The organism is Roseibaca calidilacus (assembly GCF_001517585.1).
Classification (GTDB): domain Bacteria; phylum Pseudomonadota; class Alphaproteobacteria; order Rhodobacterales; family Rhodobacteraceae; genus Roseinatronobacter; species Roseinatronobacter calidilacus.
Map to the genome: position 1 here is coordinate 1,078,240 of NZ_FBYC01000004.1, position 25,897 is coordinate 1,104,136.

Below are 25,897 nucleotides of genomic sequence, written 5' to 3' on the forward strand. Positions count from 1 at the left end.
AACTGCGCCCAAAGGTTAGGTCTGGGGCAGACAGCCCCGGACCGAAAGCGCCCCAAGATGACCGCATTGACCTTGTATCTGGCAGCCCCGCGCGGCTTTTGTGCGGGCGTGGACCGTGCGATCAAGATCGTGGAAATGGCCTTGGAAAAATGGGGCGCGCCGGTCTATGTGCGCCACGAGATCGTGCATAACAAATTCGTGGTCGACAGCCTGCGCGACAAGGGCGCGGTCTTTGTCGAGGAGTTGGACGACTGCCCCGATGACCGCCCGGTGATCTTTTCCGCGCATGGCGTGCCGAAATCGGTGCCCGCAGCGGCGCAGGCGCGGCAGATGCTGTTCGTCGATGCCACCTGCCCCTTGGTCAGCAAGGTGCATATCGAAGCCGAACGCCACCATGAAAACGGGTTGCAGATGGTCATGATCGGCCATGCGGGCCACCCCGAAACCGTGGGCACGATGGGGCAACTGCCCGAAGGCGAGGTGCTGCTGGTCGAGACCGCCGAGGATGTGGCGGGGCTGGACGTGCGCGACCCGGAGCGGCTGGCCTTCATCACCCAGACCACTTTGTCGGTCGATGACACGGCAGATGTGGTCGACGCGCTCAAGGCACGCTTCCCGGCCATCGTCGGCCCGCATAAGGAAGACATCTGCTACGCCACCACCAACCGGCAGGAAGCGGTCAAGGCGATTGCACCGCTCATTGACGCGCTGCTGGTCATCGGCGCGCCGAATTCCTCGAACTCGCAACGGCTGGTTGAAGTGGGCCGCGCCAAGGGCTGCGCTTACGCGCAACTGGTGCAGCGCGCCGCCGATATCGACTGGCGCGCATTGGAGGGCGTGCGGTCGGTCGGCATCACCGCAGGCGCGTCCGCCCCCGAAGTGCTGATAACCGAGGTCATCGACGCCTTCCACGCCCGCTATGACGTGACGGTGGAGATGGTCGAGACGGCGAAAGAACGGGTGGAGTTCAAGGTGCCGAGGGTGTTGCGGGAGGTGGGGTGACAGATATTTTGTAAACCTCAATAATCTAAAATTTATCTTCACATGCGCCTTGCAAAAACCATAAATCAGTTATCAAGTCGCCAATACCGAATGAGATTTCACTTTCCAAAGTGTTTTTTAATTTTTTCTTCACTAGCTCTACGGTTGAAAGCATCACAATTCATGTAAAATGGACAAGTTGGGTTGCTTTGCTCTGTAAACCACTGCGCGGACATACATGTTCCGTTATTGAAGTCGATAGGTTTTGAGACATCTAATAATCTCATTAAAATGCGTCCATCGACAAATCCACATACTTGCTGAACCTCTCCTGACACGATTGTTTTATTTAGCTCGTTAAACACAACTCCGATGAATTCGTTCACACTATGTAGCTTACTATTGACCCAACAAAAAATGTCATCAATCGGCAACAATCGTCCCTCCCCTCGTAGACTAGAGTGAAAGTAGGTTATCTTTCCGGTTTCTCTGTCCAGCGAGCAACTCCCAACATCTCGATGGGTAAGTTCGTCTCTTATATGCCTTAAATCTTCATACCAATCAACCGATCCAATCTTCAATTTAAGATTTTCTGGAAATGAACCAGAAATTTTATCAAAATCAGTAAAGAGTTTCCGAGTTGATTCTTTAAAACCCCGTGAATTAGGTCCATACACAAAAAATAGCACCTTCGAAGCACAGTCGACGGAAGAGTAAATTTCAGTTATCACGCCTTCTAAGACAGCCGCTAAATTTCTAGAGTTTTGCGCACGCGTAAACCCTTTAGAATCAAGTTCTGCATGATCGTCATCAAGGGTTGGCAAGAGATTAGTCGCGATTCCAAGCAGAGTTAATGCCTTATGCAAATGATTCCTCACTCCAGATAACACTCTCCATTGATGCTCTTTAAAGGTATACTTTGCGTTTGCCGTCGCTATGAAGCGATCGACTTCCCCCCATTGCTCAGGCGCAAATACTCTAACAGTGCTGGCTACTTTCGGCATTAGCGACTATCCTAATTGATAGGTTTCGTAATTAGTCTCCATACTACCACTTATCGCTATGGTTGTCTTGTTACCAGTCCCGGCCATCCGCTGTCCGCCCCAAAACCCCCTTGCCCAACCCCGCCCCCCGCGCCATGTTTCCCGCACCACATGACGGAGGCCATAATGCTCACCCCCACCCCACAGGCGCGCGCATGATCCCCCGCGCGGCGCTCACACTCGGCCTTGCCGGGCTGCTCCCATTCGCCTACGGGCTGGCCACGATCCTGTCGCCCGCGCTGGCAGAGGCGACGATCCGCACCATCGGCCCCCGTTTCGCGGGCCAGTATGTGCTGGTCGCCTATGGCACCGTCATCCTGTGCTTCATGTCGGGCGTGCTCTGGGGTTTTGCCGCCAAGGGGGCCGAACAGAACTGGACCGGTTACGCCCTGTCGGTCGCCCCCGCGCTTTGGGCGTTTTTCTTCGTCGGCGGGGGCGCGACCCAAGCCCTCGCCGCGCTTCTGACCGGCTTCGTGGTGCTTTTGGTGATCGACCAGCAATTTACCCTGTGGGGGCTGACCCCGCACTGGTGGATGAAATTGCGCCTTATGTTGACGGCGGGCGTCGTGCTCTGCCTTGCGGGCGGCATCTGGCTGGGGTAGCCCTGCGCGCACCAGCCAACAGGAGCCGCCATGACCCAGACCCGCCTTGTCGCCTATACCGATGGCGCGTGCAGCGGCAATCCCGGCCCCGGCGGCTGGGGCGTGCTGATGCGCGCCGAACGCGATGGAGCGGTGCTGAAAGAACGCGAATTGCAGGGCGGCGAGGCGCAGACCACCAATAACCGGATGGAACTGATGGCCGCGATCACCGCGCTGGAAACGCTGGAACGCCCGTCAGAGGTGACCATCGTCACCGACAGCGCCTATGTGAAGAACGGCGTCACGCAATGGATTCATGGCTGGAAGCGCAATGGCTGGCGCACCGCCGACCGCAAGCCAGTGAAGAATGTGGAACTTTGGCAGCGGTTGGATGCGGCGCAAGCGCGCCATCGCGTGACATGGGAATGGGTCAAGGGCCATGCGGGCCACCCGGAAAATGAACGCGCCGATGAACTGGCCCGCGCTGGCATGGCACCGTTCAAGCCGGGCAAGCCATGACATTTCTGCAAGGTCTGGACTTGGCGGCGGTGTTCGTCTTTGGCCTGACCGGCGCATTGGCGGCCAGCCGCGCGCAGCTTGACATCGTCGGCTTCGTGTTCCTGGCCTGCCTGACCGCGGTGGGCGGTGGCACGTTGCGCGACATGGTCATGGGGCGGGAAACTGTATTCTGGGTGGCGGAACCGTTGATGATCGTCTCGGCCACGGGGGCGGCTGTGCTGGTGTTCTTTACCGCTCATTTGCTGGAATCACGGCTGCGCGCGCTGGAATGGCTGGATGCGCTGGCCTTGGCGGTGGCCGTGCCCGCAGGTGTTGGGCTGGCGCTAAGTATGAATGCCCCGTGGATCGTGGTGGCGATCATGGGGGTTGCCACCGGCACATTCGGCGGGCTGATGCGCGACGTGGTGTGCAACGAAGTGCCGCTGGTGCTGAAAAAGGGAGAGATCTACGCCACGGCGGCGCTGGCAGGTGCGCTTATGGCACTGGCGGCAGACGCGCTTGGCATCGCGACCGGCTGGGCGCTGGTCGCCTGCGGCGGCACGACATTCGCCTTGCGCGCGGGTTCCATGCTGTTCGGCTGGAACCTGCCTGTGTATAAAAGCCGCCCCCCGCGCCGGTAGGCCATGCCGGTTGACGGCGCCAGCCCCCGGTGCGGCTAGACCGCCGCCAAAAGCGCCACGGCAACCCGGCGTTGTTCCGACAACAGCACGTTATAGGTGCGGCAGGCGGCGGGGCTGTCCATCACCTCTGCGGGAACGCCCGCGGCGTCCAGTTCGGCGCGCAGGGCTTTGGGCAGATGCGCGATCTGCGGGCCAGTGCCGACCAGCAGCACATCGACACGGCCAGCCAGCGCCAGCAGGGTTGCCACATCCTCATAGCCGCCCCAAGGGTGCACCTCTCCGCCATAGATCAGCACGGGCGCTAGATGGGTCTGGCCGTTCAAACGGTAAAAATCAGGCCCGTAACCCTCGATCGGGCGCGCATTGCCGAACTCGATCTCGGAGAGTTGCATGTCAGCCCTCTTTCACCCCGAATTGCGTGCCTGCCGTGTCGCCCGATACTTTCGACCAATCGCGCTTCACGCCAAAGCGATACAGCACCACCGAGGCCACGAAGACCGACGAATAAGTGCCGACGATCACGCCCCAGATCATCGCGAAGACGAAACCGCGGATCACGTCGCCGCCCAGCACGAACAGGGCAATCAAGGCGATCAGCGTGGTCAAAGAGGTCATGATGGTGCGCGAAAGTGTTTCATTGATGGACAGGTCCAACACCTCGCGCAGCGGACGTTTCTTGAATTTTATCAGGTTTTCGCGCACGCGGTCGAAGACCACCACGGTGTCGTTCAGCGAATAACCCACGATGGTCAGCAGCGCCGCGATGATCGACAGGTCGAACCCGATTTGCAGCACCGCGAACAGACCGATTGTCAGCACCACGTCATGCACCAATGCAGCCACGGCCCCCACGGAGAACTGCCATTCAAAGCGCAGCCAGACATAGAACAACACCGCCCCAAGTGCCAGCAGAACGGAAATGACCGCCGATTGCACCAATTCGCCCGACACCTTTGGCCCGACAGAGTCGACAGAGGCGAAGGTCAGCGTTGGGTCCACCTGTTGCAGCGCCGTGCGGATTTCGGCAAGCTGTTCCGGTGTCTTCGATTCCTGCCCTTCCTGCGCCTGAATGCGGACCATGGCCACGTTCTGCTCTGGCCCGAAGGACGGGTCGAACACTTCGGTGATCGCCACATCGCCAAAGCCCAGCGGGTCCACCGCGCCGCGATACGCTGCAATATCGACCGGCTGCACGGCTTCGGTGCGGATGGTGGTGCCGCCCTTGAAGTCGATCCCGAAATTCAACCCCATGACAAGGAACGCTACGATGGACAGCACCATTGCCAGCACCGACGCACCGAAAGTGTAGCGCCAATACCGGAAGAACGCGTAATTCGTTTCGGCAGGGACAAGTTTCAAACGCATGGGGGCGGTCCTTATATCGCAAGTGTCTTGGGACGACGGCGCTCATAATACATGACCACCATGACACGGGTGACCAAAAGCGCGGTAAAGACAGAGGTCATGATCCCCAGCCCCAGCGTAACCGCAAACCCCCGCACCGGGCCAGAGCCCATGACGAACAGGATGACAGCGGTCAGGAAAGTGGTGATATTGGCGTCCAGAATGGCCGACAGCGCCTTTTCATAGCCAAGCGCAATGGCGCGCGCGGGGCCTTTGGCGGTTCGCAACTCTTCCCGAATACGCTCGAACACAAGCACATTGGCGTCAACGGCCATCCCGATGGTCAGCACGATCCCGGCAATCCCCGGCAGTGTCAGCGTGGCCCCGACAAGCGACAACAGCGCAAAGATCATTGCCACGTTCAACAGCAGCGCGATATTGGCAAACACGCCGAATACGCCGTAGCTGGCGATCATGAACACCAGCACGGCGCCCATGGCGACCATGGCGGCAATGCGGCCCGCATCAATGCTGTCCTGCCCCAGTTCCGGGCCAACGGTGCGTTCTTCCAGAAATTCCATTTCGGCCGGCAGCGCGCCAGAGCGCAACAGCACCGCAAGCTGGGTGGTTTCCTCGACCGTGAAACGCCCGGTGATTATGCCCGACCCGCCCGGAATATGGCTTTGGATGGTAGGGGCCGACACGACCTCTCCATCCAGCACAATGGCGAAGGGGCTGCCGATATTTTCCGCCGTATACAGGCCAAAGGCCCGCCCGCCCTGCGCATTGAAGCGGAAATTCACCGCCGGGCGATTGTTCTGGTCCATGGCGGCGCTGGCATCGACCAACTGGTCGCCGGTCACGACGGGGGTTTGTTCCACCTCGTAATAGGTGCCGGTGTCTTCCATCGCCGGATAAAGCGCGTTGCGCGGGTCCGGCACCTGGTCGGGATCCGACGTGACATCCACAACCGGGTGAAAGGTCAACCGCGCGGTGGTCCCGATCAGCGCTTTCAACTCCTCGGCAGAGCCGATGCCGGGCACCTGGATCAGGATGCGGTCCTCGCCCTGCCGCTGGATGGTGGGTTCGCGCGTGCCCGCTTCGTCCACACGGCGGCGAATAATTTCAAGCGAGGTGCGCATGGTGCGCTCATCGGTCGCCTGCCGCTCTGCCGCCGACAGGGCGACGACGATCTCTTCGCCTTCGGTTCGCACGTCTAGGTCATCGCCGCCGCCAAGCCCGGTCACGCTTTGTGTGGGTTGCGCCAAGTCGCGCACAAGTGCTGCGGCTTCGGTAATCGCTTCGGGCCTGCCGATGCGGACGCGCAATTCGCCCGCGTCATCCGAAGGCATACGCCGCACCGCGCCCACCGTATCGCGCGCCTCGCGCAGTTGGTCGCGCACCGTGGGCCAAAGCGCGTCGACCCGGTCGGCATAGACATCGGACACCTGCACTTCTGCCAGCAGATGCGCGCCGCCGCGCAGGTCTAGCCCCAGATTGAGCAGAAACGACGGCAGAAAGCCCGGCCATGCGGCAAGGTCATCTTCTGAAACCTCTTCGCCCCGCTCTTGCGCGCTTACAGCGTCATTATACCGTTCAACCTGATTGTAGAACAGATTGGGCGTGGCGATCAGCAGCGCCAGCGCGCAGGTGCCCCAGATGAGGATGCGTTTCCACATCGGAATATGCAGCATATGTCAGGTTTCCTGTCAGGCTTTTGCAAGTATCAAGGCACGCACGCGGCGTGGCGCAAGAGGCGGCGGCAATTATTCCTTTGCCGCCGGTTCGGTTTTCGACAAAACCGTCGCGATGGTCTGCTTCAGCACGCGCACGCGCACACCTTCCGCGATCTCGACCTCGACCTCGCCATCTTCCTTGACCTTCGAAATCTTGCCCACGATGCCGCCTTGCGTAACCACTTGGTCACCACGGCGCAGCGCTTCGACCATGGCGGCGTGTTCCTTGACCTTCTTTTGCTGCGGACGGATCAGCAAAAAATACATGATGACGAAGATCAGAATGAACGGGACGATCGAAATCAGGCCCCCGGCGGCACCGGCATCTTGTGCATAGGCGGGTGTAACGAACATGAAAGCTCCTGTCTGGTTGCGGCCCGACGCGCGGGCATGAAAGCAAGGCCCCAAACGGGGCCGGAATTCGCGGGCACCCTAATGTCCGCCACCGACCTTGGCAAGGCGCAGCGCGCGGTGCTACCAGCGCTGTGATACCCCCCGCAGCAGCAGCGTGCCCCGGCGGCGAAACTCGGATGTGCCAAGCGCGCCCTGTTCTATGCGGGCAGGCTCGCGGGCAGCTTGTTTCAGGACCGGCCCGGCCTGAAACGCCGCCAAAAGCGCGGGCAGCGCCGCTTTGGGCACTGTGGCGCGGGCGCGGCGTGCCTGTGCCAGCGCCGCCAGCCCCGCTTGCGCCATTTCCGCGCCATCGCCGCCCCTTGGGACGGGCACGCGCCCAGCAGCCTGCAAGGCAGGCACGGCTTGCAGCCATTGTGCGGCACCGCTGGCGCGCCCCATGGCACGGACGGCCGCTTCGGCACGGTCCGGCGCGCCGAGCAGCCGCGCGGCCAACCACATCAGGTTGCCCGCGCTTTGGTCAATATGGTCCAGCCATGCGGAAATATCGGCAAAGGCCGCGCGTTCGATATGCCAATGGCGCGCGGCGATCATCTGCTGGCCAAGCTCCAAGGGCAGCGCATGCTCGACCCAGATACGGGCCAAAGGCTCTGCCACCTCATGCGCGCGCGGCGGCTTGCCTGCGGCAATGTCGTCCAGCACATCGGCCCAGAATTGCAGCCGCATCTGCGCAATCAGGGGTTCGTGGGTCAGGTAGGGCGCGCGGGCAATTTCCAGATTGAACGCATAGAGCACCCAGAGCTTCGCGCGCGCCTGTGGCGGCGCGGCAAGGCTGGCGGCGTGGCGGTCGGGGTCAGATGCCGCGACCTTGGCTTCCAGCCCTTCGCTCATTCCGGCGCGACCACCATCAGCGCATAGGCAATCTCTGACGGGGCGGCGCGCCAGCGGGCAATTTCCGCTTCGGCGGTGTCAAGGGCGGCGGCAAGCTCTGGGCTGGCACCGGGGCGCAGGCTGGCAATCCGGCGTTCCATCGGCAGGTAGTAGTTTTCCCATGCCGCGCCAATTTGCAGGTTTTCGCCCAACACCCGGTATCCCGCTTGCGCCACGCGGTCGCGAATCCCCGCCATATCGGTGATCTGCGGGTATTCCACCGACCAGAAATCGCGCGCCGCCTGCGAGGGGCGCGGCAACAGGCATGGTTCCGAGAACGCCACTCGCCCCCCCTCTGCCAAGGCAGGCCGCCACGCGCGCAAGGCCTGCGCAATACCGATGAAATAGATTGCGCCCGCGCACCAGATCAGATCATACGGCCCGTCCAGCTTGGCCATATCGCCTTGGCGCACCTGCACGCGGTCGCCAAAGGGCGCAACCCGCTTTTGCGCGGCACCGACAAATTGCGCAATCTTGTCCACGGCGTCGATCCGCGCTTGCGGGCGGTCCTTGGCCAGGGTCAGCGTATCGGCCCCCGACCCGCAGCCCGCATCGCAAATGCGCGCATCGGCAGGCGTGCCCGCGACCGACAAGGCCCAGCCCAGATCGGCAGACGCCCCCGGCCCTTCGCGCGCCAGATCGGCATAAAGCGTCAGGAAGGCTTCGTCTTGGGTCAGGTCGGACATGGGCGCACTCCATCGCGCAAAAGTTTCCAGGTAACGGCGTCCAGCAAGGCTTCGAAACTGGCATCGACAATATTGGGCGACACGCCCACGGTGGACCAGCGCCGCCCCTGCCCGTCTTCGGAATCGATAATCACGCGGGTCACGGCCTCTGTGCCGCCTTGGGTGATGCGGACCTTGAAATCCACAAGTTTCATATCGTCAATCGTGGCCTGATAGGGGCCAAGGTCCTTTGCCAAGGCTTTCGCCAACGCATTGACCGGGCCACGGTCATGCCCTTCGGTATCCATCGATTCCGATACGGACAGTTTCTTCTCATCCCCGATTTTCAGCACCACGACGGCTTCGGACAAGGACACCATCTGGTCATACTTGTTCTTGCGCCGCTCCACCGTCACGCGGTAGCGCTTGACCTCGAAAAAGCGCGGCACCTGCCCCAAGGCGCGCCGCGCCAGCAATTCGAAACTGGCCTGCGCGCTGTCATAGGCATAGCCCGCATCCTCACGCGTCTTGATATCGGTCAGAATGCCGGGCAAGCGCGGATCGTCGCGCGCAACCGCAACCTCCATATCGGCCAACACCATGCGCAGGTTCGACTGCCCCGCTTGGTTCGACATGGGCACAATGCGGGCATTGCCGACCTGTGCAGGGTCGATATGTTCATAGGTGGCGGGGTCTTTGGCAATGGCGCTGGCATGCAGTCCGGCCTTGTGCGCAAAGGCCGACGCGCCGACATAGGGCAGGCTGCGCAGCGGCACACGGTTCAAGATATCGTCCAGCTTGCGCGATATACGCAGCAGGGTCTTAAGTGCCTCTGGCGTGACCCCGGTTTCAAACCGTTCGGCATAGGCGGGCTTCAGCACCAGCGTGGGGATAAGCGTGGTCAGCGAGGCGTTGCCGCAGCGCTCGCCCAAGCCATTCAGCGTGCCCTGTATTTGGCGCGCGCCTGCCTCGACAGCGGCCAAGGTGCAGGCCACGGCTTGGCCCGTGTCGTCATGGCAATGAATGCCCAGACGGTCGCCGGGGATGCCGCTGGCGATGACGGCTTGGGTGATGGTGTGGATTTCACTGGGCAGCGTGCCGCCATTCGTGTCGCACAGCACGATCCAGCGCGCGCCCGCGTCATGGGCGGCGTGGATGGCTTGCAGGGCGTAATCGGGGTTGGCCTTGTAGCCGTCGAAGAAATGTTCCGCGTCGAAATGGGTTTCGCGGTTTTGGGCTGTGCAATGGATGACAGAGGCGCGGATATTGTCCGTATTCTCGTCCAGGGTGATGCCAAGCGCATGGGTGACGTGGTAGTCATGCGTTTTACCCACAAGGCAGACAGAGGGCGTGCCTGCATTCAGCACGGCGGCCAGCACATCGTCATTCTCCGCCGACCGCCCCGCGCGCTTGGTCATGCCGAAGGCGGTCAGGGTGGCTTTTGTCGCGGGCGGGCTGGCGAAGAACTCGGAATCGGTGGGGTTGGCACCGGGCCAGCCGCCTTCGATATAGTCGATGCCAAGCTGGTCGAGCATGGCGGCAATCTGGTGCTTTTCAGCGGTGGAAAACTGCACGCCCTGCGTCTGCTGCCCGTCGCGCAAGGTGGTGTCGTAGAGATAGAGGCGCTCGCGGGTCATGGACAGCCCTGCAATTCGAGCACGTCGCCAACCTCAAGCCGCGGGTCACCTGCGACCCGCTTCGCCCCCGACCCGCCCCCCCAGGGCGGGGGCGAAATCGCCCCCACCCTCGGGCCGGGGGCTACGCTAATGTTGGCGCGGATCATTCGAGGCCCTCCAGTTTGGATGGGTCGAAATCAGGACCGGGCAGAAGGTCGACGCCAGTTTTTGACATGCGGACTTCTAAACCTGCTTTCTGGAATTGTTTCTTCAGCAGATCGAGCGCTTCGAAATTTTTCGTGCGAACAGCTTCTGACCTCACATTGGACAGCCGATCTGCCAAGTCGAACAGTAATTTATCCGACGCAAACATAGGCCTTGGTGTCGTTGAAAAATCAGCATTCAAAAGCCCCAATAAAGCCAAGTCGTTGGCAAGTTGAGCGGCGTCGCCCGATTTACGAGCCTCCGCATGGACTTGGTGCAATGCCGCAAGCGCTGCGTGAGTATTCAGATCGTCTGCAAGAGCCGCAACTATGCTGGAACTTACTTTCGTTGGGTCAGCACGCGTTGCGTCAGCAAAGTTGCTCACCGTTCTCCACATCTCGGACAGCTTAAGGTCTGCGGCGTCGGCCTTCTCCTCTGTCCAATCCATCGGCTTGCGGTAATGCGTGGACAGCATCACAAACCGGATCACCTCGCCCGGCCAGCCTTGGTCCAGCAAATCCCGCACGGTAAAGAAATTGCCCAGGCTCTTGGACATCTTCTTGCCCTCGACCTGCACCATCTCATTATGCAGCCAAAAATTCGCAAAGCCCGCATCCGGGTGGGCGCAGCAGCTTTGCGCGATCTCGTTCTCGTGGTGCGGGAATTGCAGGTCAATCCCGCCGCCGTGAATGTCGAAAGACGCGCCCAGCAGTTCATCCGCCATGGCAGAGCATTCGATATGCCAACCCGGACGCCCCCGTCCCCAAGGGCTGTTCCAGCCCGGCTCATCGCTGGCCGAAGGCTTCCACAGCACGAAATCCATCGGGTCGCGTTTATAGGGGGCCACTTCCACCCGCGCGCCGGCGATCATGTCATCGACCGAGCGGCCTGAAAGGCTGCCATAGTCGGGATAAGAGCGCACATCGAACAGCACATGCCCCTCGGCAGGATAGGCATGGCCCTTGGCGATCAGCCCTTCGATCATTGCCACCATTTGCACGATATACTCTGTCGCGCGCGGCGCGTGATCGGGCCGCAGCGCCCCCAGCGCATCCATATCGGCGTGATACCATTCGATGGTTTCATCCGTCAGGCTGCGAATGATGGCGTTCAGCTCGCGGGTGTCGCCCGCCTCTTGCATGGCCCGCGCCCGCGCGTTGATCTTGTCATCCACATCGGTGAAGTTGCGCACATAGGTGACGTGATCTTCGCCATAGACATGGCGCAACAGCCGATACAGCACATCGAACACCACCACGGGCCGCGCATTGCCCAGATGCGCGCGGTCATAGACAGTGGGGCCACAGACATACATCCGCACGTTTTCGGGGTCGATGGGCGCAAACGCCTCTTTCCGGCGGGTGCGGGTGTTGTGCAGGGTGATCTGGGTCATCCGGTCCTCTCGGGCGTGGCGCCTTGGCAGGAGGGATCAGACACGTATTACCACCCGCCAAAGCCGTTAGCGGCACATGCAGCAGCAAAGGGTGATGGTCAAGCAGGTCATGCGCGCGACCCTATCGCCACGCACCCGCCCTGCCAAGACGAAAACGGCCCGCACCTGGGAGGAGTGCGGGCCAAAATCACGGGGAGGGCATTGCGGGGAGGCGCGCGCCGCCCGTGATAGTCCTTAGCTTTCGACCTTCTTGCCGCGCACCAGCGATTGCGCGACATAGACAAGGATCGCAAAGCCCACGGCACCTGCGCCGAAAATCGCAAGGATCAGCAGCGCATCAATCGGCCCGCCCATATGTTGCAGGCCCGAGCGCGTCACCCACAGCACGAACCAAACCGCCGCGATGCCGCCGATGGGCATGGACAGTTGCGCCAGCAGGAACTTGCGCATCGACATTTCGCGGTCGCGGATCAGCACGTAAATGTAACCCACGGTGATTACCGCAGCGACCACGACCATGGCCCAGAACAGACCGGCCCCAAACATTTCCTCAAACACCGCCAGAATGGTGCCAAGCGTCATTTCTTCCATAATTCACTCTCCTCTAGCAGGCTTCATCTTGCCCGAAATACTCGCGGGGGGATGCGGCGCAGCCGCATGGGGGCAGCCGCCCCCTGCCCCCGCCAAATCAGGCGCGCCCGCGCAGCATGGCGTTATAGGTGGCTTTCAGCGCGACTTCTTTCATCAGCCACGACACCCACAGTTCTTCCAAAGGCGCGATCACGCCGGGGAAGGACGGGACAAGGTGGTCGTTATAGTCGAATTCGACCAGCATGGCGCGACCGATGCGGGTAATCAGCGGGCAGGACGTGTAACCGTCAAAGGTCTTGGTGCCCTCGCGGCCCTGAATCTCGCTGATCAGATGATCTTCGACCACCGGCTGGTGCCATTTGACGCTGGCCGCGGTCTTGCCCTTTGGCACACCGTTGATGTCGCCAATGCCAAACACATTGGCGTAGCGCGCGTGGCGCAGGGTTTTCTGGTCAACCTCTATCCAGCCTTGATCGGTCCATTTGTCGGCCCATGACAGGCCCGAGTCGCGCACGACCTGCGGCGCGCGCTGCGGCGGGATCACGTTGATGAAATCGAACGCCGTGGTCACATCGCCCTCTGGCGTGGCAAAGGTCGCGGTTCTCGCGCCCGCATCCACCGCTTTCAGAACATGGCTCCAGCGGTAGTTCACGCCGCGATCATCGAACAATTGCCGCACCCTGTGGTCAACCACCGGCACGCTGAACAGGTTGGGTGCTTGCGCGTTATAGATCAGTTCCACCTTGTCGCGGTTGCCCTTGCGGCTTGCGATATCTTCGGCAAGGAATGTGATCTTCAGCGGCGCACCGGCGCATTTCATTTCGGTTGCCGGGCGGCCAAAAAGCGCCACCCCGCCTTGGTCGGTGAATTTGTCAAGCGCGGCCCATGTTTTCGCCGCTTGCTCGGGCCCGGCATAATGCGCGGTGATGCCGGTATCGGGGCCGGTCATGTTCAGATCGAACCCTTCGATCGCGTCCCAATCCAGTATCAGGCCGGTGGCGACGATCAGGTAATCATAATCTACCCGCTCTCCGCCCAGCGTGGTGATGCGGCTGGCGTCCGGGTCGATCTCTGCGGCGTAATCGGCAATGAAGTTGATGCCGCGCGGCAACCAGTCCGTGGTTTGGCTGATGGAATAATCCGCGCTTTGCAGGCCCGCCGCGATAAGCGAGAAACCGGGCTGGTACCAATGTTCAGCGCGCCCGTCGATGACGGTGATCTGCGCGCCTTCCAGACGTGCCGCAAGCCGGTTGGCAATTGCCGCACCGCCCGCGCCTGCGCCAAGGATCACGATCCGGGCCGAGGTTTTGACGGTTTGTGCCGTGGTTGCAGCCCCGGTGGTAGCAAGGGCCGCGCCCCCTGCGGCAAGGGTCATAAAGCCACGCCGGCTTAACTGACCTAGTTCAAATCTGTTCATTGCGGCCCCCCATTTGGTCGGTATACATCAGGATACTTTATCACATCGATACATTCGTATGCATGCGCAGGCAAACAAATTAACATGTTTTCATGCTGCGACATATTGCCATAAGCCCACATCCGTTAACTTGATTTCGATCAAAGCCGTCCAAGCGGTCCGGCCTTTAAGGTGTGTTCAGGGAATTTGAATGGAACCGGGGCTTTGCCTGACCCCAGAGGAGTAGACATGCGGCTGACGACCCGAACCAACCTGGCGCTGCGCACCCTTATGGTCTGCGCGGTCAATACCGACCGGCTGGTGCGTAAGCAGGATGTGGCCTGCGTCATCAATGCCTCTGAAAACCATCTGGCGCAGGTCATCAACAAACTGGCGCAAGAAGGCTTTATCACCACACAGCGCGGGCGGCATGGCGGGTTCAGCCTGAACCGCGCGGCCAGTTCCATCGGCGTGGGCGAAGTGTTTCGCGCGTTCGAGGCCGACTTGCCGCTGATCGAATGTTTTTCCGAGGGCAATACCTGCCCGTTGAAAGACCACTGCCGCATGGGCAAACATCTGAAACGCGCGGTGGACGCGTTCTATGGCGCGTTGGATGACCTGTATCTGTCCGATCTGACCGATTGCAATGACGGGCTGGAAAGGCTGTTGCAGCTTGAAGGGCCGAACCTGCCGCAGCAATGTCAGCCCGGTTCGCACAAGCCCGTCACGGCAGAGGCCGCCTGACCCAACCCTCACGCAGCCGTGATCGCGAGCCATGAAACTTTGGCCCGCATGCTCCCGTTTCCCGTCTGTCTTGTAACAGATGGGAAAGAGACCAATGAAACACACCATGCTTCTGGCCAGCCTGCTGACCGCCACCGCCGCCCCCTTGGCCGCGCAAACCGCCATCGGGCTTAGCGGCGACCGCAGCCTGACCATGATCGACCTTGGCGCCGGGGCTGTCACCGGCACCATGGATGTGATGGTCGAAGGCCGCCTGCTGGGAATTGACTACCGCCCCGCTACCGACACGCTGATTGCGGTGACGGATGCGTTCGAGGTGGTCAATATCGACACGGCCACCGGCATGGCGACACCGCTTGTCACCATGTCCATGCCGCTGCCCATCGAAGGGAACACTCCGGTGATCGTCGATATCAACCCCGCCGCAGATGCGCTGCGCTTCATGTCCGGTACGGTCAACCACCGGATTAATCTGAGCACCGGCGCGGTCATGGTGGATGGCAGCCTGCATTGGGACGGCATGGATGGCGCGCCCATGGTGGGGGCCACGGCCTACAGCAATTCCTTCGGCAAGCCCGATGCAACGGCGATGTATAACATCGACACCGGTGCGCACGCCCTGCTGCGCCAGACCGCGCCGAATGACGGCACCAATGTCGTGATCGGCGAATTGGGCGCGATGGTGGAGGGGCCGGTGGCCTTTGACATTGCGACCGATGCGATGGGTATAAACACCGCGTGGCTGGCCGCCAATGGCGCGATCCACACGCTGTCGCTGGACAGCGGCATGGTCACCCAAAGCTGGGAGATTGACGGGCTGGATATAACCTTGCGCGACATGACCGTGATGGCCGCAGGGATGTAACCTTCCCTTTCCGTCGACATGGCCGCGCGCCGGGGCTTCACCGCCCGGCGCGCCAATGACTACGGGGCATGTCGGTTCCGCTCGTTGGAACTTGTTCATGCCATTGCCGGAACCAACGCGGAATGGCAGATGTGCATCATCTGACGATGGCTCTGGCCGTGTCGCGCCAAGGCGGTCTTGCCGTCGCATGTCTGAAAACGAGAGCGCCCGGGGCGGTAACCGCGCCATTATGCGTGGGAATGTCGCAAGCTTGGTCTCATTGAGGAAGTCAAGCCCAACTTGACCGCGCAATGAATTGATTTGCCACGCCAATCGCGTAATCTTACAGCCACGCGTATGGTATTGTAAAATCGAATGACCTCACAAGCTTTTAAACCGTCGCGCCTTCTGTCTGCCGCGTTCGTGTCAAATTAACGCCGGGATTGACGGGGATGCTGCGGGAAGTAGCGTTTCAGGAGAGCAATATGCACCCGGTGTTTAACCCGTATCGACCATCAAGGGTTCTTTGTGCCGATAACGGGGTAACACCCTTTGATCCGGTCACTCACAACCGCGAAGCCTTCCGGGCCGGAGCGCAGCGCCGGACGCCGCACTTGCCCACGATACGGCTGTTCGGACTTGATCTTGTTTCCGACATACCCGAGCACGTCATTGACCAGATGCTGAATGCTTCACAAGCGAGAGTGGCATTCGTCAACGCTCATTCCGTGAACGTTTCCCGGAGCGATGCGAATTATCGGCGCGCGTTGCTGACGGCACACATACTTTTGCCCGATGGGGCGGGCATGGAGATCGCGGCGAAAACCCATGGAATGCAATTCATGGCCAATCTGAACGGCACCGACTTGGGGCCGGAACTGGCACGCGCGCTTGCCGCGCGCGGTATGTCCCTGTTTCTGCTGGGGGCCGCGCCCGGTGTGGCTGACCGTGCGGGCAGCAAACTGCAACAGATTGCCCCCGGCCTGCGCATTGCAGGCACGCGCGACGGGTTCGACGGTTTGCGCGACCCACAGGCCGCGATTGACGCGATCAATGCCAGCGGGGCCGATATGGTCTGGATGGCAACCGGCGTGCCGCATCAGGATCTGTGGTTGGCAGAGCATGCCAGCGCCTTGCAGCCGCGCTATGTGATGGGGGTTGGCGCGCTGCTGGATTTCCTGTCGGGCCGTGTCTCTCGTGCGCCGCTGTGGATGAGGCGCGCGCGCCTGGAATGGCTATGGCGGCTGGCTCTGGAACCGCGCCGCATGTTCGGGCGCTATGTGATCGGCAATGTGACCTTTCTGGTCCATACCCTTGCCCATCGGCTGCGGCATGGGCGATCACGCTAAGATGAGCAGATTTTCCCAGTCGTTGCGCAAAATCGCCGTATTCCGCAGGTAACGATGCCCTGTTCCAAATAGAGTGGTGGCATGAGACCTGACATCAAACGCTTTTTCCCATTGGCCGGACTGGTTTGCGCCATTGCGGCAGGGGCATGGTATGGAACGCGCCCGCCAGCGCCGCTGGATCGCAGCGCGCGGCTTGCACATTACGACACGCCCTTGCCTGCACCGACCACGGCCATGGGCAAATATTACTTGGGGCACAGCCTGATCGGCCCCGATATTCCGGCATTCGTCATGCAACTGGCCCAAGCCGCAGGCGACACGGGCGCGTTCTATCACAGTCAGCTTGGCTGGGGTGCCAGCCTGCGCACCCATTGGGAACCAGACGAACCGATTCCCGGCTTTGACGAGATGAACCTTCCCCCCGCCTATCGCCCTGCCAAAGAGGCGTTGGAAAGCGGCCGTTATGACGCTTTGGTGCTGACGGAAATGGTCGAGTTGAAAGATGCCATCCGCTGGCACGATTCGGGGCGCTATACCGCGCTTTGGGCGCAATTGGCGCGCGACCATGCCCCCGATATCCGGATCTACAAGTATGAAACCTGGCATGAGCATCTGAACACGTCCGATTGGTTGGCCCGGATTGACCATGACGCCGAAGCGCTATGGGAAGGCACGATCCTTGCGCAGGCCAAGGCCTATCCCGGCGTGGGAACCATCCATGTCATTCCTGCTGGCCGCGCCATGGCCGCCTTTGCCCGCGAATTGCGCGCGCGGGGCGGCGTGCACGGTATGCCCGACACCGACGCGCTTTTCACGCGGACCGAGGACGGAACACGCGACAGCATTCACCCCAGCGACAAGGCCGCCTATCTGATTGCGCTGGTGCATTATGCCACGCTTTACCATGCCGACCCGCGCGGCCTGCCGCACCGATTGCAGCGCGCCGATGGCTCTGCCGCCGATGCCCCCGCCCCAGAGGTTGCCGCACTGATGCAACAAGTGGCGTGGGATGTGGTGCGCCGCACCCGCGCGACCGGGGTGTCGCAGAACGCAGGGGATAGCTGATGCGCTGGCTGGCTTTGCTTGTCGCGCTGCTGGTGCCGATTGCCGGCGGGGCCGACGGATACCTTTCGCCGCGCGACGCGGGCGCGCCGCGCTGGCTGGGCATGAACCTGACCGAATTGCGCGACTACCAACCGCAACGCCCCTTTGTGAATGTCGCCCGCAATGCGCGGCCGTGGATGGCGCACCGCACCGGCCAATGGGGCGGGTTCGAACATGCTGACCTGCGCCGTCTGGGCGCGGTCGATGCGCGGGGCTGGCCACGTTTTGTCCCAGAAGGCGCGTCGGCGCTGGCCAGCCTGATGCTGGTAGACCTGCCCGAAACGGCGGGCGCTGTTGCGGGCAATTACCGCGTAACATGGACCGGACAGGCGGATGCGCAGATCACCGGGCGCGTGGGCGGCACGCGGCGGCTTGGCCCGAACACGATGTGGTTCAGCTACACGCCCGGTCCCGGCCATGTCGAATTGCAGCTTCGCAATATTGACCCCGACGCCCCGATCCGCGACATCGCCGTGGTGCACCAAGACCATGTCGCAGCATATGAGGCCGGCGAGGTCTTCAACCCCGACTGGCTGGCGCGGGTCGATGGCATGGCCGTGTTCCGCTTCATGGAATGGATGAACACCAATTACACCGAATGGGCCGAATGGGACGATCGCGCCCACCCCGAGGCGTATACCTATACCGATGGCGCGGGCGTGCCTTTGGAGGTGATGATCCGTCTGGCCAATGACACCGGGACAGAGCCATGGTTCACCATCCCGCATCTGGCCGATGACGGGCTGATCGTGCGCATGGCCGAAACCATCCGCGACCAGCTAGACCCCGGCCTGCGCGCTTGGATAGAATTTTCGAACGAAACTTGGAACTGGTCCTTTCCGCAGGCCAACCATGCCCGCACGCAGGCGCAAGCGCGCTGGGGCAATGGCGATCTTTGGCAAGAATGGAACGCCATGCGCGCGGCGCAAATGGTGCAGATATTTGACCGGGTGTTTGACGGCCAGCGCGACCGGTTGGTGCGGGTTCTGGCCACGCAAACCGGCTGGCACGGGCTGGAAGAACAGCTGACCGCGCCAAGCTGGCAGGCCGAAAGCCCTAAAAACCCGGCGCCGCCCAGCCTGTTCGACGCCTATGCAATAACGGGCTATTTCAGCGGCCTGCTGGGCAATGATGAAAAGATCGAGATGACTCGCCGCTGGCTGCACGATGCCCGCGCGCAGGCCGAGGATGAGGGCCGCGCCCAAGGGCTGAGCGGCGATGCCCTTGCCCGTTTCACACAGACCCGCGCGCATGACATACTGCGCCCGCGCCTGATCGCGGAATTGCGCGATGGCGCGATCAGCGGCGACCGGCGCAACACGGTCGCGTCCTTTCTGGACAGCGACCTGCCCTATCACAAGGCCGTGGCCGACCGCTGGGGGCTCGAACTGGTGGCCTATGAGGGCGGCACGCATTTGGTAGGCGTTGGCTCGCATATGCAGGATTCAGAGCTGACGGCGCTGTTCATGGACGTGAACTATTCCCAAGGCATGGCAGAGCTTTACACCCGGTTGCTGGAAGGCTGGGTGCGCGGCGGCGGTGGGCTGTTTGCGCATTTCACCGATATTCGCACGCCGGGCCGCTGGGGCAGTTTCGGCGCGCTGCGTCATCTGACCGACCGCAACCCGCGCTGGGATGCCCTGGTCGGTTTCGACCCTACGAAAGTTTCACAATGAGTGCTGTCATTTCCGTCATCATCCCCGCCAATAACGAGGCCGCCTATATAGGCCAATGTCTGGCCGCGGTTCTGGACAGCGACCCGGTGCGCGGTTACGCGATCGAATTGATCGTTGTGGCCAATGGCTGCACCGACAGCACGGTCAAGGTCGCCCGGCGCTACGAGATGCCCGCCCGTGAACGCGGTTGGGTGCTGAAGGTGCTGGAGCTTGCCGAGGGCTCGAAGATCAAGGCGCTGAACGCGGGTGATGCCGCCGCGATTGGCCGTTACCGCCTGTATCTGGATGCCGATGTGCGCATCAGCCCGCCGCTGCTGGGCCAATTGGTGGCAGAACTGGCCACGGACAGGCCGCGCTATGCCACGGGCACACCGCAAATTGCCCAGTCTGACAGCCGTCTGACGCAGCTTTATGCGCGGTTTTGGCAAAGCGTGCCGTTCAACCGCAGCCATGCGCCGGGCTTCGGGCTGTTTGCCGTGAACGTGGCCGGGCGCGCGCGATGGGCCGAATACCCTGCCGTCATCGCAGATGATACATTCGTGCGGTTGCACTTCGCCCCGTCAGAACGCGTGCAGGTCGCGGCACGCTATACATGGCCCATGGTCGAGGGGCTGGCGCGGCTGGTCCGCGTGCGCCGCCGTCAGGACAAGGGCACACGCGAGATTGCCGAACGCTTCCCAGACCTGATGCAGAACGAAGATAAGGCCCGCCCCGACATTCTGGCGCTGGCCAAGGCCGACCCGGCAGGTTTCGCGGTCTATGCGTTGGTTGCGCTTATGGTGCGCATGAGCCAGCCTTTTGCGGGCAGGGAATGGTCACGCGGGCGCTGAAACACCGCGCGCCGCCTGCACGAAGGCGGCGATCCGTGTGGCATCTTTGATGCCCGGCGCAGCTTCAACGCCGGAAGAAACATCGACCTGTTGCGCGCCGGTCAGGCGCACAGCCTGCGCCACATTGTCGGGCGTCAGCCCACCTGCCAGCATCCAAGGTTTTGTCCAATCGCGCCCAGCGATCAGCCGCCAGTCAAAGGACAGCCCATTGCCACCGGGCAGGGCGGCGTCGGGTGCGGGCTTTGCATCGACCAGAAGCTGGTCAGACACGGCTTCGTATCGTGCCAGTTTCGGCAGGTCGGCAGCATCGGCAATGCCCACGGCTTTCATGACCGGCAGGCCGTGACGCGCGCGCAGCGCCGCAACCCGTTCGGGGGGTTCCGCGCCGTGAAGCTGGAGCATGTCAATGGGCACCTGCGCAAGGATCGCATCCAGCGTCGCATCATCCGGGTCCACGACAAGCGCCACCTTGGCCAGCCCCACCGGGGCCGCGACGGCCAAGGCGCGCGCGGCGTCAACCGACAGGTGGCGCGGCGATTTCGCAAAAAACACGAAACCGGCATAATTGGCCCCGGCGGTGGCCGCCGCTTCCAGATCGCGCAAAGACGTCAGGCCGCAAATCTTGACGCGGGCGGCAGGTGTCATCAGCGTTACTTCGCTTCCAGAACGGCCAGCACTTCGTCTTTCTGCGCAACCGACGGGGCGGCTTTCTGGAACTTCTCCAGATCGCTTTCCATCGCGGCAACGCGGCGGCGCAAGCGGGCGGCTTCGGCCCGATAGCTATGTTCGCGCAGCCATTCCCAGATAAAGCCCAGCATCAGCCCTAGCCCAATCGCCAGCCCCAGCAAAATGAACAGTGGCAGGCCGAAGCCAAAATTGAACCCGATCAGGTTTCCGATCGCCTCGGGGAACAGTTGCACCGACACGAATTCTCGGTTCGCAAGCGCTATGGTTGCCAGCAGGATTGCCAAAACAGCCGACAGGGCGATTCGCAGATAGGCCATCATTCTGGGGTCACTCCTCGATACCGTTTAGCCGGTCGCGCAGCAGCTTGCCGGTCTTGAAAAAGGGCACGGCCTTTTCGGCCACTTCAACGCTTTCGCCGGTGCGCGGGTTGCGCCCTACGCGGGCATCCCGCTTCTTGACGGAAAAGGCCCCGAACCCGCGCAGCTCGACCCGCTCACCCCGCGCAAGCGCTTCTGTGATCTCATCGAATATGGTCGCAACAATGCGTTCCACATCACGCTGAAACAGGTGTGGGTTTTCTTCCGCGATTTTCTGGATCAGTTCTGACCGGATCATCCAAGTTACCCCCGCAAGCCCGCGCATTCACTGCGCTTTTCCCACTTCTATAATCAAAACACCGACCTAACGCCACATAAACCGTCAGCTTATTATTCGAACCGGTGGATTGCTGCCTAGAAAGCCGGTTGGGTCTGGCGGCGCCGTTGCAGCATGATGACCAGACCCAGCAGCAACAGCGCCGGAATGTAGAAAATCTGCTGCGGTAACCTGTCCGCTTCAACCGACACAGTAACAAGCTGCACCTGTTGATCGCCGTAGAAGTCGAAATCACCCAGTTCTTCCTGATAGGGCGTGCCGAACATCGGCTCGTCCAAGGCGACGCCATCGTCAGACGGCATCAGGATCAGACCGGTTTCGTTCAGCCGTTGCTCTGGTGGCGTGTCATCCACGATCAGCCGCAACGTGGTCGAGCGCAGCGCTCCGGTGTTGAAATCCGGCCCCTCTATATACAGGCGCAATTCATCATCCGCTTCGGCATTGGTCAGCACGTCTTCGAACTGGGTGCTTGGCTGAGTTTCGAATGGCGGTTGAATGCGGTCCAGCCAGAAATTGGGCACAAACAGCGTGAAGGCCACCAACAGCAGCGCCGCCGATTCCCACAGTTTGGAGCGCGCAAGGAAATAGCCCTGCGTGGCGGCGGCGAACAACAACATGGCAAAGGTCGCCACCACGAAGATGAACAGCGCCTGCAAAATGCCTGCCGTGGTGCCAAGGTCCACACCATAAAGGATCAGCGTGGGATTGTAGATGAACAGGAACGGCAGCGCCAATGTGCGCATACTGTAGAAAAACGCCGTGAAGCCGGTCTTGATCGGGTCGCCCCCCGACACAGCGGCGGCGGCGAAACTGGCCAGCCCCACCGGCGGCGTAACATCGGCCATCAGCCCGAAATAGAACACGAACAGATGCGCGGCGATCAAGGGCACGATCAGCCCCTCAGAGGCCCCCAGCGAGACCACGACCGTCGCCATCAGCGACGACACCACGATGTAATTGGCCGTGGTCGGCAGACCAAGCCCCAGCACAAGCGAGAAGAGGCCCACCAAAAGCAGCATCAGGAACAGGTTGCCCATGGACAGCAGTTCCACCAAGCTGGCCAATTCGGTGCCAATGGGCGTGCGCGTAACGGTGGCCACGATAATGCCCGCAGCCCCGGTGGCGACCGCGATGCCGATCATGTTGCGCGCGCCGGCGATCATGCCCTCGACCAAGTCGGAAAAGCCTGCCCGCAGATGGGTCATGAACGCCCCTTCGCCGCGCAAAAGCGCCTTGATGGGGCGTTGCGTCAGCATGATGAACAGCATCAGAAGTACCGCGAAATAGGCCGATTTCGACGGCGATTGCCGTTCCACCATCAGGAACCAGACCAGCACCACGATGGGCAGCAGATAATGCAGGCCGGTTGGGAAAACCTCTGCCATCTTGGGCAGTTTGACTTCCTCGGCATTGGGATCGTCCAGATCCAGATCCGGGCGTTTCGCCGCAACCCATAGGCAGGCAAAATAAATCGCGCCCAAGGCCAACAAGATCACAAGGCCGGAGATACCGGGCGCAGCACTGCGCAGCCCGTTCACCCCAAGGATGACGCCGTAAAACACCGCACCCGCGCCTACAAAACCCACCGCGACCTTGCCCAGCATGGCCAGCAGCGAGCCGCCCTGCCCCAGCGCCGGGATACCGTTGCGCAGGGCTTCAAGGTGGACGATGTAGATCAGCGCGATGTAGGAAATGATCGCCGGAATGAAGGCGTGCTTGATGACCTCAATGTAGGAAATGCCGACGAATTCCACCATCAGAAAGGCCGCAGCGCCCATCACGGGCGGCATGATCTGCCCGTTGACAGAAGCCGACACCTCGACCGCGCCCGCCTTCTCAGAGGTGAAGCCCACTCGCTTCATCAGCGGGATGGTGAAGGTGCCGGTCGTGACCACATTGGCAATGGACGACCCTGAAATCAGCCCCGTAGCACCCGACCCGACCACGGCGGCCTTGGCAGGCCCACCGCGCAAATGGCCCAGCCCAGCGAAGGCCAATTGGATGAAATAGTTGCCCGCGCCCGCCTTGTCCAACAGCGCGCCGAACAGCACGAACAGGAACACGAAGGCGGTGGACACGCCCAAGGGAATGCCGAACACCCCTTCGGTAGACAGCCATTGCGTGTTGATAATGGCGGTAAAGCTGCGCCCGTCATGCGCGATCAGGTCGGGGATCAGCCAGCCGGAACCGAAATAGCTGTAGGCCAGAAAGATACCGCCAACGATGGTCAGCGCAGGGCCAAGCGCGCGGCGCGAGGCTTCCAGCATCAGCGCAACGCCGACAACACCCACCCAGATTTGCGCCTGCGTGGGCAGACCGGCGCGCGCGGTATCCGAAATCTCGCGCGCGAACCACAGCACATAGAACGCGCAGCCCCCCGCGACGATGGCCATGATCCAGTCAAGGATCGGAATGTGCCTGCGCGGCGATTTCTTGAACGCCGGATAGGCCAAAAACGCAAGAAACAGCGCGAAAGCCAGATGCATGGGCCGTGTCTGGTCGGACCCGATAACCCGCGCACCGGGAATATATTGCGCGAACTGGAATTGCAGATCGGCAATCCAGACCTGAAAGGCCGACCACAGGAAGGCCACGCTCGCAATCAGCAGCGCCACTTTGCGGTTTGTCGGCTCGCGCCCGCCCGAATCGGTGCTGGCAACAAGATCCTGCAATTCCTCGTCGGAAAAGCGGCGGTCGCTTTCAGGCGTTTGCGACATGGTGTGTCCTTCGAAATGTCCGGAAAGGAAAGGCGCGACCACACCCCAAGGCGGGCCGCGTCCCCGTTCATGGCCCCCGACAGGCGGGAACCATGCAGATCACATCAGCCCAGGGCTGCTTAGTCCATCAGGCCCGCTTCACGGTAATAGCGTGCCGCACCGTCATGGATCGGGGCAGAGTTGCCATCGGTGACCATGGTCTGTGCATCGAGAATGTCGAGCGCAGGGTGCAGCGCCTTGAACTGGTCCAGATTCTCGAAGATCGCCTTGACGACATTGTACATCACGTCATCCGACACGGCGGTCGAGGACACAAAGGTCGCGCCCACACCGAAGGTGGTCACGTCTTCCTCGTTGCCGCGATACATACCACCGGGGATGGTGGCCATGCGGTAATAGGAATTCTCCTCGACCAGCCCGCGGATCGCGTCATTGTCCACGTTCACCAGCACGGTGTCGCAGGCGGTTGTCGCTTCCTGAATGGCGCCCGACGGGTGGCCGACGGTGTAGACAATCGCGTCCACATTGTTGTCGCACAGCGCCAGCGACTGCTCGGCGGGCGGCAATTCGGTGGCTTGCGCGAAGGTGTCCACGGTCCAGCCCATCGCTTCCATCACCACGTCCATAGTGCCGCGCTGACCGGAGCCGGGATTGCCGATATTCACGCGCTTGCCAGCGAGGTCATCGAAATTGGTGATGCCCGCATCGGCGCGTGCGACCACGGTGAAGGGTTCCGGGTGCAGCGAGAACACGGCGCGCAGGTCTTCGAACGCGCCGTTTTCTTCAAAGCTGGACGAGCCGTTGGCAGCATGGAACTGCCAGTCCGACTGCGCGACGCCGAATTCCAGCTCGCCCGAGCGGATGGCGTTGATGTTGAAGATCGACCCGCCGGTCGATTCCACGCCGCAGCGAATGCCGTGTTCCGCGCGGTCACGGTTGACCAGGCGGCAGATCGCGCCGCCCGCGGGGTAATACACACCGGTCACGGCGCCGGTGCCGATGGAAATAAAGGTCTGGTCTTGCGCCATTGCGGCCCCGCCCAAAGCGGTTGAAAAGGCGAAAACGCCGGCTGTCAGATGTTTGGTCATAGTATCCTCCGGGTTGAGTGTGCCGCCACTGAGCGGGCGGCTTGCAGGGCGCGCGGATGGCAGAGTTTCCCCTGCGACCATGCGCCCCATAGGGTTAGAGGACGATGACGGGCCGCGAGAGTCAAGCGGGGCGGCCTAAAAAACAGGCGGTTTACCTTGGGTCAGCCCGCTTCGACGCCCCTGCCCGTTTGCGCGCCAGAGCGCCAGCACCGTCGCGGGCGGTGGCGCTGCTAT

At 61.6% G+C, this 25,897-nt stretch carries 26 protein-coding genes; 10 read left to right on the forward strand and 16 right to left on the reverse strand.

From position 1 onward, the window contains the following. Positions 1-57: 57 nt before the first annotated feature. Entirely contained in the window at positions 58-1,002 is a 945-nt protein-coding gene (gene ispH / locus AWT76_RS08800) for a 4-hydroxy-3-methylbut-2-enyl diphosphate reductase (RefSeq protein ID WP_072246016.1), read from the forward strand. Positions 1,003-1,100: 98 nt separating this feature from the next. On the opposite strand, the gene AWT76_RS16730 is transcribed toward ispH, so the two are convergent. Then, complete coding sequence (locus tag AWT76_RS16730; RefSeq protein ID WP_072246017.1) at positions 1,101-1,985, reverse strand: hypothetical protein; 885 nt, start codon at positions 1,983-1,985, stop codon at positions 1,101-1,103. A gap of 194 nt (positions 1,986-2,179) precedes the next feature. Here AWT76_RS16730 and AWT76_RS08810 point away from each other — a divergent pair, with 194 nt between their 5' ends. From AWT76_RS08810 to AWT76_RS08820, 3 genes are read left to right on the forward strand one after another with little or no spacing between them, the layout of a single operon-like run. Then, on the forward strand, positions 2,180-2,626 hold the full coding sequence (locus tag AWT76_RS08810) for a DUF3429 domain-containing protein (protein ID WP_072246018.1): 447 nt from the start codon (positions 2,180-2,182) through the stop codon (positions 2,624-2,626). 30 nt (positions 2,627-2,656) lie between these two features. After that, positions 2,657-3,124: a ribonuclease HI gene (gene rnhA, locus AWT76_RS08815; RefSeq protein WP_072246019.1), complete on the forward strand. Its 468-nt coding sequence runs from the start codon at positions 2,657-2,659 to the stop codon at positions 3,122-3,124. After that, a complete protein-coding gene (locus AWT76_RS08820; protein WP_072246020.1) occupies positions 3,121-3,744 on the forward strand; it encodes a trimeric intracellular cation channel family protein in 624 nt (207 codons plus the stop codon). The genes rnhA and AWT76_RS08820 overlap by 4 nt, the downstream gene beginning before the upstream one ends. A 35-nt stretch (positions 3,745-3,779) precedes the next feature. Here AWT76_RS08820 and AWT76_RS08825 read toward each other — a convergent pair whose 3' ends face one another. The 10 genes from AWT76_RS08825 to AWT76_RS08870 all read right to left on the reverse strand — a co-directional run bounded on the left by AWT76_RS08825 (position 3,780) and on the right by AWT76_RS08870 (position 13,949). Beyond that, positions 3,780-4,136 carry an Mth938-like domain-containing protein gene (locus AWT76_RS08825; RefSeq protein WP_072246021.1) on the reverse strand — a complete coding sequence of 119 codons (357 nt, stop codon included), beginning with the start codon at positions 4,134-4,136 and terminating at the stop codon, positions 3,780-3,782. Position 4,137: 1 nt separating this feature from the next. Then, positions 4,138-5,109, reverse strand: coding sequence for a protein translocase subunit SecF (gene secF, locus AWT76_RS08830; RefSeq protein WP_072246022.1), 972 nt, complete (start codon positions 5,107-5,109; stop codon positions 4,138-4,140). 11 nt (positions 5,110-5,120) lie between these two features. After that, complete coding sequence (gene secD, locus AWT76_RS08835; protein WP_072246023.1) at positions 5,121-6,782, reverse strand: protein translocase subunit SecD; 1,662 nt, start codon at positions 6,780-6,782, stop codon at positions 5,121-5,123. Positions 6,783-6,854: 72 nt separating this feature from the next. After that, a complete protein-coding gene (yajC, locus tag AWT76_RS08840; protein WP_072246024.1) occupies positions 6,855-7,178 on the reverse strand; it encodes a preprotein translocase subunit YajC in 324 nt (107 codons plus the stop codon). A 120-nt stretch (positions 7,179-7,298) separates the two neighbouring features. Further along, positions 7,299-8,066 carry a squalene/phytoene synthase family protein gene (locus AWT76_RS08845; protein ID WP_072246025.1) on the reverse strand — a complete coding sequence of 256 codons (768 nt, stop codon included), beginning with the start codon at positions 8,064-8,066 and terminating at the stop codon, positions 7,299-7,301. Continuing rightward, a complete protein-coding gene (locus AWT76_RS08850; RefSeq protein ID WP_072246026.1) occupies positions 8,063-8,791 on the reverse strand; it encodes a class I SAM-dependent methyltransferase in 729 nt (242 codons plus the stop codon). Before AWT76_RS08850 ends, AWT76_RS08845 begins: the two co-directional genes overlap by 4 nt. Further along, complete coding sequence (cimA, locus tag AWT76_RS08855; protein ID WP_072246027.1) at positions 8,779-10,407, reverse strand: citramalate synthase; 1,629 nt, start codon at positions 10,405-10,407, stop codon at positions 8,779-8,781. The genes AWT76_RS08850 and cimA overlap by 13 nt, the downstream gene beginning before the upstream one ends. Positions 10,408-10,549: 142 nt before the next feature. Further along, positions 10,550-11,983, reverse strand: a complete 1,434-nt coding sequence (gene cysS, locus AWT76_RS08860) for a cysteine--tRNA ligase (RefSeq protein WP_072246028.1) — start codon at positions 11,981-11,983, stop codon at positions 10,550-10,552. Positions 11,984-12,217: 234 nt separating this feature from the next. Continuing rightward, on the reverse strand, positions 12,218-12,574 hold the full coding sequence (locus AWT76_RS08865) for a DUF5368 domain-containing protein (protein ID WP_072246029.1): 357 nt from the start codon (positions 12,572-12,574) through the stop codon (positions 12,218-12,220). Positions 12,575-12,671: 97 nt separating this feature from the next. Next, entirely contained in the window at positions 12,672-13,949 is a 1,278-nt protein-coding gene (locus tag AWT76_RS08870; protein ID WP_342667163.1) for an NAD(P)/FAD-dependent oxidoreductase, read from the reverse strand. Between the two features lie 270 nt (positions 13,950-14,219). Here AWT76_RS08870 and AWT76_RS08875 point away from each other — a divergent pair, with 270 nt between their 5' ends. From AWT76_RS08875 to AWT76_RS08900, 6 genes are all read left to right on the forward strand, one after another. Beyond that, positions 14,220-14,714 carry an RrF2 family transcriptional regulator gene (locus AWT76_RS08875; protein WP_072246031.1) on the forward strand — a complete coding sequence of 165 codons (495 nt, stop codon included), beginning with the start codon at positions 14,220-14,222 and terminating at the stop codon, positions 14,712-14,714. A 94-nt stretch (positions 14,715-14,808) separates the two neighbouring features. Then, complete coding sequence (locus AWT76_RS08880) at positions 14,809-15,579, forward strand: DUF4394 domain-containing protein (RefSeq protein ID WP_072246032.1); 771 nt, start codon at positions 14,809-14,811, stop codon at positions 15,577-15,579. Positions 15,580-16,238: 659 nt separating this feature from the next. Then, positions 16,239-16,907: a WecB/TagA/CpsF family glycosyltransferase gene (locus tag AWT76_RS16970; RefSeq protein WP_072246033.1), complete on the forward strand. Its 669-nt coding sequence runs from the start codon at positions 16,239-16,241 to the stop codon at positions 16,905-16,907. A gap of 81 nt (positions 16,908-16,988) precedes the next feature. After that, a complete protein-coding gene (locus AWT76_RS08890) occupies positions 16,989-17,972 on the forward strand; it encodes a hypothetical protein (protein ID WP_072246034.1) in 984 nt (327 codons plus the stop codon). Continuing rightward, entirely contained in the window at positions 17,972-19,687 is a 1,716-nt protein-coding gene (locus tag AWT76_RS08895) for a hypothetical protein (protein WP_072246035.1), read from the forward strand. The genes AWT76_RS08890 and AWT76_RS08895 overlap by 1 nt, the downstream gene beginning before the upstream one ends. Next, positions 19,684-20,517 (forward strand): glycosyltransferase family 2 protein, encoded by an 834-nt coding sequence (locus tag AWT76_RS08900; protein WP_072246036.1) that lies wholly within the window; start codon positions 19,684-19,686, stop codon positions 20,515-20,517. Before AWT76_RS08895 ends, AWT76_RS08900 begins: the two co-directional genes overlap by 4 nt. On the opposite strand, the gene AWT76_RS08905 is transcribed toward AWT76_RS08900, so the two are convergent. The 5 genes from AWT76_RS08905 to AWT76_RS08925 form a co-directional block, all read right to left on the reverse strand. Continuing rightward, positions 20,503-21,162: a phosphoribosylanthranilate isomerase gene (locus AWT76_RS08905; RefSeq protein ID WP_072246037.1), complete on the reverse strand. Its 660-nt coding sequence runs from the start codon at positions 21,160-21,162 to the stop codon at positions 20,503-20,505. The genes AWT76_RS08900 and AWT76_RS08905 overlap by 15 nt on opposite strands. Before the next feature lie 5 nt (positions 21,163-21,167). Then, the gene (locus AWT76_RS08910) at positions 21,168-21,524 is read right to left on the reverse strand and encodes a lipopolysaccharide assembly protein LapA domain-containing protein (protein ID WP_072246038.1); all 357 of its coding nucleotides are present in this window, start codon (positions 21,522-21,524) and stop codon (positions 21,168-21,170) included. Positions 21,525-21,531: 7 nt separating this feature from the next. Further along, complete coding sequence (ihfB, locus tag AWT76_RS08915) at positions 21,532-21,819, reverse strand: integration host factor subunit beta (RefSeq protein WP_072247606.1); 288 nt, start codon at positions 21,817-21,819, stop codon at positions 21,532-21,534. 116 nt (positions 21,820-21,935) lie between these two features. Next, a complete protein-coding gene (locus AWT76_RS08920; protein WP_072246039.1) occupies positions 21,936-24,575 on the reverse strand; it encodes a TRAP transporter permease in 2,640 nt (879 codons plus the stop codon). 119 nt (positions 24,576-24,694) lie between these two features. Then, positions 24,695-25,663, reverse strand: coding sequence for a TAXI family TRAP transporter solute-binding subunit (locus AWT76_RS08925; RefSeq protein WP_072246040.1), 969 nt, complete (start codon positions 25,661-25,663; stop codon positions 24,695-24,697). Positions 25,664-25,897: the final 234 nt, after the last annotated feature.

Excerpts from the sequence above, each read along its gene's own strand:
- ispH (WP_072246016.1), top strand. The coding sequence starts at position 58 with ATGACCGCATTGACCTTGTATCTGGCAGCCCCGCGCGGCTTTTGTGCG.
- AWT76_RS16730 (WP_072246017.1), bottom strand. The coding sequence starts at position 1,985 with ATGCCGAAAGTAGCCAGCACTGTTAGAGTATTTGCGCCTGAGCAATGG.
- AWT76_RS08810 (WP_072246018.1), top strand. The coding sequence starts at position 2,180 with ATGATCCCCCGCGCGGCGCTCACACTCGGCCTTGCCGGGCTGCTCCCA.
- rnhA (WP_072246019.1), top strand. The coding sequence starts at position 2,657 with ATGACCCAGACCCGCCTTGTCGCCTATACCGATGGCGCGTGCAGCGGC.
- AWT76_RS08820 (WP_072246020.1), top strand. The coding sequence starts at position 3,121 with ATGACATTTCTGCAAGGTCTGGACTTGGCGGCGGTGTTCGTCTTTGGC.
- AWT76_RS08825 (WP_072246021.1), bottom strand. The coding sequence starts at position 4,136 with ATGCAACTCTCCGAGATCGAGTTCGGCAATGCGCGCCCGATCGAGGGT.
- secF (WP_072246022.1), bottom strand. The coding sequence starts at position 5,109 with ATGCGTTTGAAACTTGTCCCTGCCGAAACGAATTACGCGTTCTTCCGG.
- secD (WP_072246023.1), bottom strand. The coding sequence starts at position 6,782 with ATGCTGCATATTCCGATGTGGAAACGCATCCTCATCTGGGGCACCTGC.
- yajC (WP_072246024.1), bottom strand. The coding sequence starts at position 7,178 with ATGTTCGTTACACCCGCCTATGCACAAGATGCCGGTGCCGCCGGGGGC.
- AWT76_RS08845 (WP_072246025.1), bottom strand. The coding sequence starts at position 8,066 with ATGAGCGAAGGGCTGGAAGCCAAGGTCGCGGCATCTGACCCCGACCGC.
- AWT76_RS08850 (WP_072246026.1), bottom strand. The coding sequence starts at position 8,791 with ATGTCCGACCTGACCCAAGACGAAGCCTTCCTGACGCTTTATGCCGAT.
- cimA (WP_072246027.1), bottom strand. The coding sequence starts at position 10,407 with ATGACCCGCGAGCGCCTCTATCTCTACGACACCACCTTGCGCGACGGG.
- cysS (WP_072246028.1), bottom strand. The coding sequence starts at position 11,983 with ATGACCCAGATCACCCTGCACAACACCCGCACCCGCCGGAAAGAGGCG.
- AWT76_RS08865 (WP_072246029.1), bottom strand. The coding sequence starts at position 12,574 with ATGGAAGAAATGACGCTTGGCACCATTCTGGCGGTGTTTGAGGAAATG.
- AWT76_RS08870 (WP_342667163.1), bottom strand. The coding sequence starts at position 13,949 with ATGACCCTTGCCGCAGGGGGCGCGGCCCTTGCTACCACCGGGGCTGCA.
- AWT76_RS08875 (WP_072246031.1), top strand. The coding sequence starts at position 14,220 with ATGCGGCTGACGACCCGAACCAACCTGGCGCTGCGCACCCTTATGGTC.
- AWT76_RS08880 (WP_072246032.1), top strand. The coding sequence starts at position 14,809 with ATGAAACACACCATGCTTCTGGCCAGCCTGCTGACCGCCACCGCCGCC.
- AWT76_RS16970 (WP_072246033.1), top strand. The coding sequence starts at position 16,239 with ATGCTGAATGCTTCACAAGCGAGAGTGGCATTCGTCAACGCTCATTCC.
- AWT76_RS08890 (WP_072246034.1), top strand. The coding sequence starts at position 16,989 with ATGAGACCTGACATCAAACGCTTTTTCCCATTGGCCGGACTGGTTTGC.
- AWT76_RS08895 (WP_072246035.1), top strand. The coding sequence starts at position 17,972 with ATGCGCTGGCTGGCTTTGCTTGTCGCGCTGCTGGTGCCGATTGCCGGC.
- AWT76_RS08900 (WP_072246036.1), top strand. The coding sequence starts at position 19,684 with ATGAGTGCTGTCATTTCCGTCATCATCCCCGCCAATAACGAGGCCGCC.
- AWT76_RS08905 (WP_072246037.1), bottom strand. The coding sequence starts at position 21,162 with ATGACACCTGCCGCCCGCGTCAAGATTTGCGGCCTGACGTCTTTGCGC.
- AWT76_RS08910 (WP_072246038.1), bottom strand. The coding sequence starts at position 21,524 with ATGATGGCCTATCTGCGAATCGCCCTGTCGGCTGTTTTGGCAATCCTG.
- ihfB (WP_072247606.1), bottom strand. The coding sequence starts at position 21,819 with ATGATCCGGTCAGAACTGATCCAGAAAATCGCGGAAGAAAACCCACAC.
- AWT76_RS08920 (WP_072246039.1), bottom strand. The coding sequence starts at position 24,575 with ATGTCGCAAACGCCTGAAAGCGACCGCCGCTTTTCCGACGAGGAATTG.
- AWT76_RS08925 (WP_072246040.1), bottom strand. The coding sequence starts at position 25,663 with ATGACCAAACATCTGACAGCCGGCGTTTTCGCCTTTTCAACCGCTTTG.